Origin of the sequence: Comamonas koreensis, assembly GCF_014076495.1 — a bacterium.
In the GTDB taxonomy this organism is placed as follows: Bacteria; Pseudomonadota; Gammaproteobacteria; order Burkholderiales; family Burkholderiaceae_C; genus Comamonas; species Comamonas squillarum.
In genome coordinates this window covers 533123-547391 of sequence record NZ_CP043575.1, presented here as the reverse complement: position 1 = coordinate 547391, position 14269 = coordinate 533123, and the positions used below count along the sequence as shown (strand labels likewise).

11 protein-coding genes are annotated in these 14269 nt (G+C 64.3%); 8 read left to right on the top strand and 3 right to left on the bottom strand.

Features of this window, described 5'->3' with window-relative positions:
- Positions 1-11: 11 nt before the first annotated feature.
- The 5 genes from F0Q04_RS02545 to F0Q04_RS02525 all read left to right on the top strand — a co-directional run bounded on the left by F0Q04_RS02545 (position 12) and on the right by F0Q04_RS02525 (position 4332).
- Positions 12-626 (top strand): LysE family translocator, encoded by a 615-nt coding sequence (locus F0Q04_RS02545; protein WP_182344311.1) that lies wholly within the window; start codon positions 12-14, stop codon positions 624-626.
- 22 nt (positions 627-648) lie between these two features.
- Positions 649-1422, top strand: coding sequence for a ParA family protein (locus F0Q04_RS02540; protein ID WP_021027164.1), 774 nt, complete (start codon positions 649-651; stop codon positions 1420-1422).
- Positions 1423-1597: 175 nt separating this feature from the next.
- Positions 1598-2161 carry an RBBP9/YdeN family alpha/beta hydrolase gene (locus F0Q04_RS02535; RefSeq protein WP_420093971.1) on the top strand — a complete coding sequence of 188 codons (564 nt, stop codon included), beginning with the start codon at positions 1598-1600 and terminating at the stop codon, positions 2159-2161.
- Between the two features lie 3 nt (positions 2162-2164).
- The gene (locus F0Q04_RS02530) at positions 2165-3082 is read left to right on the top strand and encodes a ParB/RepB/Spo0J family partition protein (RefSeq protein WP_116925336.1); all 918 of its coding nucleotides are present in this window, start codon (positions 2165-2167) and stop codon (positions 3080-3082) included.
- 209 nt (positions 3083-3291) lie between these two features.
- Entirely contained in the window at positions 3292-4332 is a 1041-nt protein-coding gene (locus F0Q04_RS02525; RefSeq protein WP_182344309.1) for a peptidoglycan-binding protein, read from the top strand.
- 57 nt (positions 4333-4389) lie between these two features.
- Here F0Q04_RS02525 and F0Q04_RS02520 read toward each other — a convergent pair whose 3' ends face one another.
- The 3 genes from F0Q04_RS02520 to F0Q04_RS02510 form a co-directional block, all read right to left on the bottom strand.
- Positions 4390-6483, bottom strand: coding sequence for a hybrid sensor histidine kinase/response regulator (locus F0Q04_RS02520; protein ID WP_182344307.1), 2094 nt, complete (start codon positions 6481-6483; stop codon positions 4390-4392).
- A gap of 5 nt (positions 6484-6488) precedes the next feature.
- Positions 6489-7997 carry an ABC transporter substrate-binding protein gene (locus tag F0Q04_RS02515; RefSeq protein WP_165841151.1) on the bottom strand — a complete coding sequence of 503 codons (1509 nt, stop codon included), beginning with the start codon at positions 7995-7997 and terminating at the stop codon, positions 6489-6491.
- Positions 7998-8082: 85 nt separating this feature from the next.
- Positions 8083-8736 carry a response regulator transcription factor gene (locus tag F0Q04_RS02510; RefSeq protein ID WP_021027159.1) on the bottom strand — a complete coding sequence of 218 codons (654 nt, stop codon included), beginning with the start codon at positions 8734-8736 and terminating at the stop codon, positions 8083-8085.
- A 368-nt stretch (positions 8737-9104) separates the two neighbouring features.
- Between F0Q04_RS02510 and F0Q04_RS02505 the strand changes: the two genes are divergently transcribed.
- From F0Q04_RS02505 to F0Q04_RS02495, 3 genes are all read left to right on the top strand, one after another.
- Entirely contained in the window at positions 9105-9680 is a 576-nt protein-coding gene (locus F0Q04_RS02505) for a hypothetical protein (protein WP_182344305.1), read from the top strand.
- A 19-nt stretch (positions 9681-9699) separates the two neighbouring features.
- Entirely contained in the window at positions 9700-11076 is a 1377-nt protein-coding gene (locus F0Q04_RS02500) for a CsgG/HfaB family protein (protein WP_182344303.1), read from the top strand.
- Positions 11077-11194: 118 nt separating this feature from the next.
- The gene (locus tag F0Q04_RS02495) at positions 11195-14194 is read left to right on the top strand and encodes a beta strand repeat-containing protein (protein WP_182344301.1); all 3000 of its coding nucleotides are present in this window, start codon (positions 11195-11197) and stop codon (positions 14192-14194) included.
- Positions 14195-14269 lie beyond the last annotated feature (75 nt).

Here is a 14269-nt window from a genome sequence, read left to right as displayed (position 1 = left end):
AGAGGCGGCACATGTTTGGCATTTCTGACTATGGTGCATTTGTCTTCGCCGTGCTCCTGTTCTTGATGATTCCCGGGCCCGGCAACCTGGCGCTGATCACCTCCACGGGCAAGGGCGGCATCCAGGCCGGTCTGGCCGTATGCGCGGGCTGCATGGCCGCTGACCAGTTGCTGATGTGGCTGGCCGTTGCCGGCGTGGCGGCCGTGATGAGCGCATACCCGGCCGCCTTTCAAGCGGTGCAATGGCTGGGCGCTGCCTACCTGGCCTGGATTGGCTACAAGCTGATAACGGCCCGACCAGGTGACCAGCCGGTCATCAAGATTGCGCCCCGGCATTATTTCAGGCAAGGCTTTCTCATCACCATGATGAATCCCAAGGCCATCGTGTTCTACATGGCGTTTTTCCCGCTGTTTGTTGATCCGGCCACCCACCGGGGCTTGCCCACTTTTGCGGTGATGGCAGCGACCGTGGCGGTGATCAGCCTGGCCTATTGCACGGTCGTGGTGCTGCTCACCAGGATGCTGGCTGAGCGCCTGCGCGCCAATCCGGCGCTGGTTAAATGGCTGGAGAAAACGGCGGGTGTGTTTTTGATTGGTTTTGGCCTTAAGCTGGCCCTTACCAAATAAGTTAGTGGACAAGCGAGTTCTCATGGCAAAAATTTTCTGTATCGCCAACCAAAAAGGCGGCGTCGGCAAGACCACCACCGCAGTCAACCTGGCGGCCGGTCTGGCCAAGATCAAGCAGCGTGTGCTGCTGGTTGACCTGGATCCGCAAGGCAATGCCACCATGGGCTCGGGCATCGACAAGCGCGCGCTGGAGACCTCGGTCTATGACGTGCTGCTCGAATCGAGCACCATCAAGGAGGCCGCTGTCCATTCCGAGCGCTGCGGCTACTGGGTGCTGGGCGCCAACCGCGAACTGTCTGGCGCCGAAGTCGAGCTGGTCGAGCTCGAGCGCCGTGAAAAGCGCCTCAAGGCCGCGCTGGAGGCGAGCGACGCCGACTTTGACTTTGTGCTCATCGACTGCCCGCCCAGCCTGTCCATGCTCACCTTGAACGGCCTGTGCTCGGCCCATGGCGTGATCGTCCCGATGCAGTGCGAGTACTTTGCGCTCGAAGGCCTGACCGACCTGGTCAACACCATCAAGCAGGTGCATGCCAACCTGAACCGCGATCTGGAGATCATCGGGCTGCTGCGAGTCATGTTCGACCCGCGCATCACCTTGCAGCAGCAGGTGAGCGACCAGCTGCGCGAGCATTTCGGCGACAAGGTGTTCGACACGGTGATTCCCCGCAATGTGCGCCTGGCCGAAGCCCCCAGCTACGGCCTGCCCGGCGTCGTGTTCGACCCGGCGGCCAAGGGCAGCAAGGCCTTTGTCGAGTTCGCCAAAGAGATGGTCAAGCGCATCAAACGCATGAAGTGACAGCCGGCCCCGCCGCTGCCCGACCGACCTCCGCTGCCTGGCATGCGGAGGTCTTTTTCTTGGTGGCCTGCGCGCTGCAGGCACCCGCGTTGCGTATGGCAAGCATTCGGGCACAATAAGGGTTTGCATTTCTTTGAAACAGCGCAGTACGGTGGCGCTTTTTTGCTATTAAAAAATGAGCATTGAATCCTCGTCCATCAAGCTGCTGCCGGGGTGGCAAAACAGCGGGCCGGGCCATTGGCAAACGGTGTGGGAGCAGCAACTGGGGTATGAGCGCGTGCAGCAGCACGACTGGCTGCACCCCAAACGCGGTGACTGGACGGCGCGCCTGCAGGATGTGGTGCTGGATGCGCCGCAGCCCGTGGTGCTGGTCGCCCACAGCCTGGGCTGCATTCTGACGGCCTGGTGGGCCGCGCATTCGCCCCAGGCGGCCAGCAAGGTGCGCGGCGCGCTGCTGGTGGCGCCGGGCGATGTCGAGCGCGCCGACCTGGCCGAACAGATCCCTGGCTGGTCGCCGATCGCGCTGCAAAAACTGCCCTTTCCCGCCATCTTGGTGGGCAGCCAAAACGACCCCTATTGCAGCGCCGAGCGCGCGCAGTGGCTCGCTGGCCACTGGGGCGCGCGCTGGGTGGACCAGGGCGCCTGCGGCCATATCAATGCCGAATCGGGGCTGGGCGACTGGCCGCTGGGCCAGGCGCTGCTGGCCGAGCTGATGGCCGAACCAACAAAGGTGAATTAAGACATGGTTACCAAGAAACCCAAGGGTCTGGGACGCGGCCTCGAAGCACTGCTGGGCCCCAAGGTCGAGGACGCTGCGCCCGCCGGCGACGACAAGGGCCAGCTGCCCCACCAATTGCGGCTCGATGACATGGTCCCCGGCGTCTACCAGCCGCGTACGCGCATGGACGAGGGCGCGCTGTACGAGCTGGCCGAAAGCATCAAGGCCCAGGGCATCATGCAGCCCATCCTGGTGCGCAAGCTGGCCTCGGGCGACCACGCCGGCAAGTACGAAATCATCGCCGGTGAGCGGCGCTTTCGAGCCGCGCGCATCGCCGGTCTGGCCGAGGTGCCGGTGCTGGTGCGTGATGTGCCGGACGAGTCCGCCGCGGCGATGGCGCTGATCGAGAACATCCAGCGCGAAGACCTCAACCCGCTGGAAGAAGCCCAGGGCCTCTCGCGCCTGGTGGGCGAGTTCCAGATGACGCATGAGCAGGCTGCGCAGGCGGTGGGCCGCTCGCGATCGGCTGCGTCCAACCTGCTGCGCCTGCTGAACCTGGCCGAACCCGTGCAAACCATGCTGATGGCAGGGGATCTGGACATGGGCCACGCGCGTGCCTTGCTGGTGCTGGACCGCGCCGCGCAGATCACCGCAGCCAACCAGATCAATGCGCGAAAAATGAGCGTGCGGGAGGCCGAGAGCCTGGTCAAAAAGGTCAGTGCCGAGTTCTCGGGCGAAACCCCGGTCAAGGCCAAACCGGCGAAATCGCGCGATTTGAAGCGCGTCGAAGAAGAGCTGTCGGACCTGTTGATGGCCGAAGTGGAAGTGCGCGTGAAAAAGCGCGTCAAGCGCGCCGGCAAACTCGAAGAGATGGGTGAATTGGTAATCCAGTTTGGCTCTCTGGATGCCCTGAATGGATTGATTGATAAATTACGTGGATAATGCACCGGCCATGTGCTGCACGTCGTGATTTGGGTGACATTTACTAACAACTTCGCTTAAGAGCGGACAACGCTCCACCGAGGTTCCTGGAAGCAGGTGATTCCCGTGTCAGCAGCGCAAAGCAAAAATACGAAATCGAAGTAATCGAGCCTGGAAGGAATTCCGGGCTCGCTTTGAATGAACAACTGAATGATTTGCGGGAGAGCGACATGAAAAAGGCAGCATTGGCGGCACTGGCCGTCTTGGCATTGGCAGGCTGCGAAAGCACCGGTATGAAGCTGGGCGGCGGCACCAACAACATGGTGACCGGTGGCGCAGCAGGGGGCAGCAGCCAGGGCGAAAACAGCCAACTCGAAAAATGTGATTCGCCGGTGGGTACCGTCTCCCTGGTCGAGAACCAGCAAGCGGGCTGGTACACCATCTTGCGCAACGAATACCGCCTGCCACCGACCGCCAATCTGCTGCGCGTGCTGATCCAGCAATCGAACTGCTTTGTGGTCGTGGAACGCAGCGCTGCCGGCATGAACGCGATGAACCGCGAGCGCGCGATGATGGACAACGGCGAAATGCGCAAGGGCAGCAATTTCGGCAAGGGCCAAGTGGTCGCATCGGACTACGGCCTGACGCCTGAGGTGACCTTCAGCGAAGACAATGCCGGCGGCTTTGGCGCGGCGCTGGGCGGCATCCTGGGCGGCCGTGGCGGCGGCGCGCTCGCAGGCGTGGCTGCCAACAGCAAGACCCGTGAAGCATCGGCCATGCTGACCCTGGTGGACAACCGCTCGGGCGTGCAGGTGTCCTCGTCGACCGGCAATGCCAGCAACACCGACTGGGGTGGCTTTGGTACCTTGTTCGGTGGCGCAGCTGGTGCCAGCATGGGTGGCTACTCCAACACCTCGCAAGGCAAGGTCGTGTCGGCCGCTTTCGTCGATGCCTACAACCAGATGGTGCAGGCGCTGCGCAACTACAGTGCGCAATCCGTCAAGGGCCAGGGCCTGGGCGGTGGCGGTCGTCTGGGTGTGGATGGCGCCGCAGCGCCCAGCCAGACCTCGGCACCCGGCGCCAAGACCAATGTGCGCCTGAGCATGAAGCAAGCGCAGCAGCGCCTCAACGAGCTGGGCTACGATGTGGGCACCCCCGATGGCGCCTCCGGCCCGCGCACGCAGAACGCGCTGCGCTCCTTCCAGCAAGACCAGGGCCTGTCGGTGACGGGACGCCTGGACCAGGCCACGATGCGCCAGCTGTCGGAATAAGCCTTCCGCACTGCCTAGCCAGGCCAGCAAACCCGCCGCTCACCCCGGCGGGTTTTTTCATGCCCTGTCGATGGCCTCGTCGATATCGGCAGGCGGCTGGGTTTCCATGAACTCCTCAATATCGCAGCGCAGCTGCAGCTCCCGGGCCAGCAGCTTGTGCAGCTGGCGCGGATCGATGGGCTTGTGCATCAAGGTCGCCCCCAGGCTGTTGGCCATCTGCAGCCTTTTGGGGGCCGTGTCGCCGGTCAGGATCACGTAGTGGGGCAGCATCTGCTGCCAGGGCACATGCTCGGCCGTGGCATCGCGCACGGCCATGACGACCATGCTGCCGTCTTCGGTGGCCGACAGGCGCAGGTCGGTCAGCACCACATCGAAGGGCTTGCTGTTGCTCTCCTGCATATGGCCGATCAGGCGCCGCACCTGGTCCACATTGGCCGCGCTCATCACCTGGCAATGCCATTGCTCGAGCATGCTGGCCAGACCCACGCGCACCAGCGGCTCGTCATCGACCACCAGCACCTTGAGGCCATGCAGCGACGAGTAGTCGCCATCGTCGGGCTGCTCCCACAGGCCGGCGACCAGCCCATAGCCGCCGGCGGGCACGGCCTCTGCCATCAGGCTGACGCGGAAGACGCTGCCGCGCCCTGGGATCGATGACAGCGCGACCTTCACGTTCAGGATATCGGCCAGCTCGCGCACGATCGCCAGACCCAGCCCCAAGCCCTTGGTGCCCATGTGCTGGTCTTCGGCCACCTGGCGGAACTTCTGGAAGATCAGGTCGTGGTGCTCGTCATCGATGCCCACACCGGTGTCCCAGACCTCGATCACGCGCTGCAGGCCGCGTTTGCGCACCCCCAGCAGCACGCCACCGTGGTCGGTGTAGCGCAGCGCGTTGGACACCAGGTTGCGCAGCAGCATAAAGAGCAGCGACTGGTCGGTGTAGATCCAGTCTTCGCTGTCGCGCACGCGGAAGACCAGGTTCTTGGCGTCGGCCTGTGGGCCGAACTCCTTCTCCAGCCGGCGCAAGAAGCCGGCAATGGCCACCGGCTGGAACTTGGGGTCCAGCACGCCGGCCTCGATGCGCGAGTAATCCATCAGGGTGTCGAGCATCTCGCGGCTGGCCGACAGCGCAGCGCGCGCGTGCTCGAGCACCACCGCCTGCTGGCTGTTGAGGCCCGAGCCGCGCAAGGTCTCCAAAAACAGGTTGAGCGCCTGCACCGGCTGGCGCAGGTCATGGCTGGCGCCGGCCAGAAAGCGGTTCTTGGCGCGCACCGCGTTCTGGGCCGAGCGGGCATGGTCGCTCAGGTGCTTCTTGTACGACGCAATGGCCCGGCCCAGCTGGTCGATCTCGTCACCCCACTGCTGGGGCACCGCGTAGATGCCGCCAAACTCGTCATTGCTGACCTCGCGGCGCAGCGCCACCAGGCGGCGCGAGACCGAGGCATGCATGTAGATGCCCGCCATCGCCACGCACAGGATCAGCACGGCCACCAGCCAGTTCAGATTGCTCTGCTGGGCCGCCACATCCCGGGACAGCTGCACGCTGCGCTCATTGAGCTGGCGCCGCAGGTCGGCCGCAGCGCGGCTGGCCAGCAAGGACATGTCGGTGGCCAGCATCTGGTTCTCGGCCACCAGGTGGAAGACGGCGCGGTCATCGAGGCCATGCTGCGCGGGCTGAAAGATCGCCTGGCTCAGCTGCTGCACATTGGCGTTGAGCGCATTGCGCTTGGACTGCATCAGCGGGTCGATCGCGCCATCGAGCCGTGTCTGCGTCATCTCGCCGAGCAGCTTGTCGAGCCAGCCCATGCGGTCGGTCAGCTCCACCATGTTCAGCCGCCGCTCGCCGATGTCGTTGGTGATGGCGACCAGGCGCGCATAGCTGCCGATCATCTCGCTTTGCTGCATCACGCGCGTGCTGGCAATGAGCTGCTCCATCTCCACGCTGGACAGCTGCTGCAGGGCCTGGTTGGTGCGGCGCAGGCCCTGCAAGGTCAAGGCAAACACCACGGCAATACCCACGGCCAGAATCACCAGCATCAGCAAGATGCGCGAGGTCACCGACATCGGAAAACTGCGCTTGTCCGGTGCGGCCTGCGCGGCAGGCGCTGGTGGTGGTAGTGATGGGCTGTCTGGCATAGGGGAAGCTGCCATTGCTGTCAGTTCTGCCAGCGCAGGTCTTCGAGCGCAAAGGTCGGGATCGGGCATTGGGACCACATGCCCACCAGGCCCTTGCGCATGAAGTTGCGCTCGGGCCGCACGACGATGAAGGCGTTGACCGCATCTTCGGCCAGCTGCCTTTGCGCCTGGCCCAGCCAGTCATCGAGCTCCTGGGGCGATGCGGATGCGCGCAGCTTTTCCCAGATCTTCTTGAACACACGGTTGTTGTACTGGAAGTAGTAGTCATCGCGCGCATAGATGCCGATGTCCATTGGCTCCACATGCATGATCAGGCTCAGGTCATAGTCCTTGCGCTTCATCACCTGGTCCAGCCAGGTGGGCCAGTCCATGCGGATGATCTCGACCTGCAGGCCGATGGCTTCGAGCTGCGCGGCCACGATCAGGCTGCCGTAGCGCCCGTAGTCGGTGGGCGGCACGGCCAGGCGCAGGCTGGTGCCCGGGGCCACCTGGGCCTGGGCGAGCAGGGCCTTGGCCTGGGCCGGGTCGTAGGGGTAGCGCTGCACCAGATCGACATAGGCCCGGTGGTGGGGCGAGAAGTGGCTGCCAATGGGCAGCACCTCGATGGAGCCGCCATAGATATTCTGGTAGCGGCTGCGGTCGAGGGCATGGTTGATGGCCCGCCGCACGCGGATATCGTTCAGCGGCGCGCGCGCATTGTTCATCGCGATCAGCAGCTTGCCTTCCACCCCGCGCTGGCCCATCACATAGTCGGTGCGCGCCATGAACGAGGCCGTCAGCCGCGTGACCGAGCTGAGCGCATCGATGCGTCCTTCGGCCAGCATGTTCTCGGTCTCGGCTGCGCTCGACATGAAGAGGAAATCGGCCATGCGGATGGCGGGCTTCTTGCTGTCCCACCACTGCTCGTTGCGCAGCAAGGTGATCGATTTGCCCTTGGTCCATTTTTCGACCTGGTAGGGGCCGGTGCCCACCGGCGTGCCGGCATTGCTCGCGGCGCTGTCGGGGTGCACCATCACCGCGCCGGGCATGGCCAGCGCATAGCTGAGCAGTGCGTCGGGCTCGCTCAGGCGGATGCGCAGCAGGTACTCGTCCACGGCCTCGACGGAGACGAGCTTGTCGAACCATTCGAGGTAGGCATTGGTGTTCTTCATCTGCAGCAGGCGCTGCAGGCTGAAGGCGGCCGTGGCGGCATTGAAGGGCTTGCCATCGTGGTAGCGCACTTGGCGGCGCAGCACCATATCGACCTGCTTGCCGTCCTGGCTCACGGTCCAGCTCTGCGCCAGACGCGGCTTGATCTGGCCTTGCCCGTCGATGATGGTCAGGCCCTCGAACACATTGGCGTAGGTGATCTCGCTGGCGGTGGCCGCTGACGTGCTGGTGATGTCGAACGACGCGGGCTCCAGCGGTATACCGATGCGCAAGCGGTCAGATGCCGCCTTGGCGGGCGCCAGGCCCACCAGGCAGCAGAGCAGCAAAACGGCCAGTGCCCAGCGCATCCACTGGGGCTTGTCTTGGGGGCCTGTATCCATCATCGCTTCCTCGTTGTGCACCTGCCTGGCATCGGGCCGGCAAGTGGCATGGCGCTGGCGCTTGGGCGGCGACAGCAGCAGCTTTTTATTTGATGGCCGTGGCGGGCAGGATACCGTTGCGTTGCGCCACCAGCACCGCCTGGGTACGGGTATCGGCTCCCAGGTGCTTGAGGATGGACGCCACCTGGTTGCGGATCGTGTGTTCGCTCAGCCCGAAATGCTTGGCAATGGCCTTGTTGCTAAAGCCCTTGGCCAGCATCTTGAGCACTTCATACTGGCGCAGCGGCAGCACCTCGGCGCTGGGCTTGGCGGCGGGCTCCAGGCTGCGGCCGCTGGCCTTGTGGATGTTGTGCTCCATGCCCAGGCTGCGCAGCAACCAGTGCTGCACCTGCGCGCAGATGGCCTCGGGCTCCAGCGCCTTGGAGATGAAGCCCGAGGCGCCCTGGCGCACCGCATCGCGCATCAGCTCGGGGTGGTCATGGCCCGAGAGCATCACCACATAGGCGCCGGGCCAGCGTTTGCGGATCTGGCCAATGCCTTCGAGCCCATCACAGCCGGGCATGCTGATGTCGAGCATGACCAGGTTGACCCAGTGCTCCTGCGCCACCGCATCGGTGACCGAGCCCGCTTCGTGGATATCGGCCTGCAGCATGTTGCTGCTCAGCAGCATCATGCGCAGGCCTTGGCGGAAGAGGGGATGGTCATCCACCAGCATGACCGATGGCAGGGGCAGTGTCATATCCGCAGGCTCCTTCTTGCGGCATGGGGGGCGCAGTTCTTCATGGCCCGTACCTTACATCTATTTACCGAAGCAACCAATAGTCCATATGAACTAGTGCGCCTTACCGCCGCTTTGATAGTTTCGAAGTATCTGCTCGTGTTGAAAAAAGTCCAATGATTTTTATGGATTTATTGAGAATACAAGGGTGCATTTTTCGTCCCACTTGCGCTGCTAAATGGTCTTTAGGCTAGTACATCTGGTCTATTTACAATTGCTTACTGCCAGCCGAACATGCCTTCCATGCGATGGCTGGCCGCCATGGGATGCCTGTCGTCGCTCCATCTGTTTTGCCCATGAACAGCACAACACCCAACTGTGAGGACGACATGAAACACAGCGCCATCTACCTTGCCGCAGCCCTGCTGACGGCAGCCGCTTCCAGCCATGCCCAGGGCTGGCTCGGCGAATCTGTGCCCTGGCAGTTCCAGACCAGCGCCGACCGGGCCAACCGGGCCCTTACCAACGACCTCATAGAGAAGAAAAAAGGCGGCTACTACGACGCCTTCAAAAGCACCTACATCACCAATATCGAGCGCCAGGTGAACTGCAACTTCCAGCCCACCGCCGCCGGCAACAGCAGCTCGGCCGACCAGGCCAACCAGGTCGCCTCTCCGCAGACCAATGCATCGGCAGGCAACAGCGCATCGAGCACCGGCAGCGCCAGCGACAGCAGCGACAACCTGGGCCGTGGTGGCGTGGCCAACAACAACCAGAGCAACAGCGGCGCCATCAGCAGTGGCGTGCAGGGCAGCCCATCGACGACCACGATGGCGCCGATCAACAGCGAAAACGCCCATGGCCAGCAGGACATGCAGGTCGCGCAGAACAACAGCGGCAACCAAAGCACCAACGTGAGCGGCAGTTCAGCCTGCCAGTTCGGCGCCAGCGGTGCCATCAACTAAAGCGCGGACGGAGGACACCATGCACGCCCTGAACCTTTACCCCCTGTCCGCGCGCGGCCCGCTGCCCCGCCGCACGATGACCCTGTCGGCCCTGGCCGCCACCTTGCTGCTGAGCGGCTGCGCGCTGCCCACCTACCAGCAGGTGCGCATGGCCGATGACGAAGCGCCCGTGATGCAAGGCCCCGGCCCGCGCCACAACGGCACCCCGCTGGACAACAGCTTTGCCTGCCTGTCGCACCGCATCGTCGAGCAGCGCAACGGCCGCGCCCCGCTGTCGATTGCCGTGGGCGACATCAAGGACTACACCGGCAAGTACTCCCAGGGCGATGGCAATGTCGTCACCCAGGGCGGATCGCTGATGGTCTATTCGGCGCTGGGCAAGCTCGGCGGCGCCATCGATGTGCGCGAGCGCTTTGACACCCGCGTGGCCGAGCTGGAGCTGGCCTACACCGACCGGCGCCAGCTGGGCGATGGCAACCAGCACGCACTGGCCGATGAGAAAGGCCAGCGCGCGGTGCCCTGGCTGCCGTACTACGGCGGCTCCATCCTGCGCTCGGACTACTACATCATCGGTGGCCTCACCGAGGTGAACTACAACATCCAGTCCGGCGGCATCGAAGCCCAGGTCAACCAGATCGGCCCGCGTTACCGCGTCTTCACGATGAACGTGGGCGCCGACCTGCGCATCGTCGAGACCAAGACCTTGCGCGTGGTGCGTGCCGTCAGCCTGCAAAAGCAGATCGTGGGCCGCGAGATTGGTGCGGGTATCTTCCGCTTCTTTGGCAGCAACCTGTTTGACATCAACGCCGGCAGCAAGGACCTGGAGCCCGTGCAACTGGGCGTGCGTACTACCTTGGAGCAGGGCGTGCTGGAGCTGATCAGCACGGTGACGCAGACCCCAGCCGGCCCTTGCATGGAAGGCGCCAAGACGGCAGCAGGCGAGCCCGCTGCAGTACCGCCAACGCCTGTTCCCGCCGAACCTGCAGCACCGGTCCCTGCGCCTGTACCGGCTGCTGCTCCTGTCGCTGCAGCCACCGAGCCGATGCCCGAAAAAACCAAGGCCGCGATGACCTCGCTGGACGTGGTCTTTGAAGAAAACAACACCCGCATTGCGCAGCAATCGGCCACCGCTGCAGAGACCGTGGCCACCCGCCTGCGCGCCGGCCAGGGCGTGCGCATGGCGCTGCTGGCACGCGAGAACGAGAACGACCAGAACCCCGCCCGGCGCGATGCGCTGACCGACGAGCGCCTGCAGGCGCTGCGCGCTGAACTGGCCCAGCATGGCATCCCGCCTGGCCAGGTGCAGGTGCTGTGGCGCCCCACGCCCGGCGACACCACCGTGCACCGCTACGGCGCGGGCTACCGCCTGCTGGCGCGGTTGCAGGTCAAGCCTTGACTGGCAACATTTCAAAGCTACCAATTTCATAGCTTATAGCGCTTTATAGACGGGCACTAAGAGCATAAAACACCCAAATCACGTCTAGTTTTCCTCCCTGTACCCCTAGGAGACAGTCATGTCCCACAAGCACCCAACCTTTCTTCGCCGGGCACGCCTGGCTCCGCTGGCCGCTGCGGCGGCATTGATCGCTGCGACCTCCGGTGTGGCGCTGGCGCAGAGCAATGGAACCGCTCCGGTGGCCGGACCCTCGGCCAACCAGACCAGCAACGGGGTGGTGAACGCCCAAAACAGCAGCAATGCGCAGTACACCAACTTCCCCAGCAATGGCGTGGTGAACGGCAATGGCGTGGATGCGCTGGCCATCGGAAACCAGCACCGGCTTGCCACCGGTGCGGCTGCCGCCCTGACCATCAACAACCAGCCGCCGACGCTGCCCACGGTGGACATTGCCCAGCAGGTCAGCGGCACCGTCAGCAGCACGACCTCTGGACTGATCGGCGTCAATGCCGCCAATGTGGTGGGCAACCACGATGGTGATACCGCCAGCGTGAGCAATAACGAAGCCACCTCCACCGCGATCGGCAGCACGGCGGTAGGCACCATGCAGATCACCGGCACAGCGGTGGACATGAGCACCCCGGCGACGGCGGCGGTTAGCCAGACGGCAACGGGGGCGGTGTTTGGCACCACCTCCCTGACCCAGGTAGGTATCCGCCTGAACCAGACCGGGGGTGCCAACCCCGCCAATGCCATGGACAACCTGGGGCTGAGTGTCTCGGGCAACCAGGTCGATGCCAGTGCCCAGGCCAACACCACCCAGGCGGGTATCCAGGTGCAGGGCGGCAGCGTCAATGTGGGGGCCGATGCCAGCAGTACCGTTGACCAAGTGGCCACGGGCCCTGTTTTTGGCATCTCCTCGGTCGGTGGTTTGCTGGGTATCCGGGTTCAGGGCACCCCCAACCAGCCCATGACGGACAGCACCCTGGGCGTGAGCAGCAACCAGGTGCAAGCCTCTGCTGGCGGCAACCAGCAGACCAGCAACCTGCAGATCACTGCATCGGGTGATGTGGTGCAGGCGCCCGGTACGGTTCTGGCCACCACGGCGACCCAGGGCAATGGCGGCATTGTCATCGCCTCAGGCTCGGCAACCACCCTGGGCATCGACAACCAGAAGCCTGGCTCGGCCAACAACAGCTACAGCGTCGCGGGCAACAGCGTCAGCGCCCAGGCCGATGGCAACAGCGGCAGCAACCGCACGGCTGTGGCTGCTGCAGGCAGTATCGACGGTGCGGTGTTGGAGACCACGAATTCCCAGACCCTGGTCTCGCCCGTCGTCACCGCTGGTGCGAGTGTGTTATCGCTGGGCGTGCAGACCCTGGACAGCAGCAATGACACCATGAGCGTCAGCGGCAACCTGGTGCAAGCCCAGGCCCAGGGCTCCAGCGCCAGCAACCAGACCCGTGCAGGCGCCAGCAACATTGCTGGCAGCCTGGCCACCACGGCCAATACCCAGGTGAATGCTGGCGGTGCCGTTTCGGCCGGTGCTGGCGCTGCGCGCATCGGCAGCAGCTCGACCAGCCTGTCGGGCAGCAGCCTGACGGTGAGCGGCAACCAGGTGGGCGCAGAGGCCACGGCCGCCTCCGCCACCAACGATGCCCAACTGGGTGCCGACAATACGGTGACGCAATCGGCCGCCGTGGTGATGAACACGCAGGGCCATGCCACCGGCGCAGTGGAGGCCAGCGCCAGCTCCAACCTGGTGGGCGCAGCGACTACCAGCGCCACCAATGCCACCCTGGTGGTCAGCGGCAACCAGTTCAGCGCCAGCGCTGCCAGCCAGAAGGCCGACAACCTGGCCCGCATCAATGCCACCAATGGTGTGGTTGATTCTGGCGCCATCGTGGTCAATGTGCAGGACCACCAGGCCGGCAATGTCGGTGCCACGGTCGCAGACTTCATCAACGTCAGCCCTGCGCCCCAGCCAGCCCCGATGCTGATCGGCCTGCGTGCCGACACGGCCTCGGGTGCCAGCCTCACCGTCACCGGCAACCAGGGCGCCTCGGATGCCATCGTCAACCAGGCAAACAACCAGGTCTCGATGGCCGGCAGCCGCATCGATGGCAGCTCCGCGGCCGTTCTCTACAACGCACAAAACGTGTCGTCGGGCAATGCACAATCGCTCACCTGGGTCAACCTGGGGGTAGATGGCAACACCGTGGCAGACACCACGCGTGCCGGTGGCCATGAGCTGGTGGTGAGCAACAACCAGTTCAGCGCCAATGCCAGCCAGAACCAGGCCGTCAACAGCCTGGAGATGAACGCCGTCAGCACGCTGGGAACGGGCGGCCTGCAGCCGGCACTGCTGGGCAGCGTGCAGACCTCGGCAGGCGCCACCTCGGCGACCACGCGGATGGACATCCTCAGCGGCAACAGTGTGGCTACCGATGCCAGCGGCAACACCACCATCACGGGCAACCAGGCCAGCAGCATGGCGCGTGCCAACGTCGCCAACAACCAGCTGACGCTGGCTGCCGGCACGCAGGCGAGCGACCAGTTTGCGTTGCTGGCCAATTCGCAGGGCAACACCGGTGCCGTCACCTCGACCACCAGCCTGCTGGCCGGTGGCAGTGCCGCCAACCGGCTTGATGGCAACATCACCACCACCGGCAACCAGGCGCTGGCAGTGGCGGCAGGCAATACGTCCCTCAACAGCGTGCAGGTAGGTGCCGGCACGGCGCTCAACAGCGGCTCGGGCGTGGGCTTGCTCAATTCGCAGGCCAATAGTGGCAACGTGTTGGCCACAGCAACGCTGAACGCCGATGGCTTCAGCCGTGGCAGCTCGCTCAACCTGAGCGGCAACACGGCCAGCGCCACGGCCGTGGGCAACAACGCGGAGAACGTCGTGAACGTGTCGGCCCTGCCTGGCCAGCAAATGGCCAGCGCGCAGCTGACCTCCACCCAGATCAACAGCGGCAACGTGTCGGCAGTGGTCAGTGGCAGCTACAGCGCCTCCGGCGTACCGGGCACCAGCGGCATCAATGTATCGGGCAACCGCTCGTCTGCCGTGGCGATTGGCAACCGTGCCACCTCGTCGATGACATTGGGTGTGCAATAAGCCGTAAGGCCTTGCACTTTGACAGCCCGCCTGGCCCCCCAGGCGGGCTTTTTTGTGTCTGCGAGCTGTGGGGCA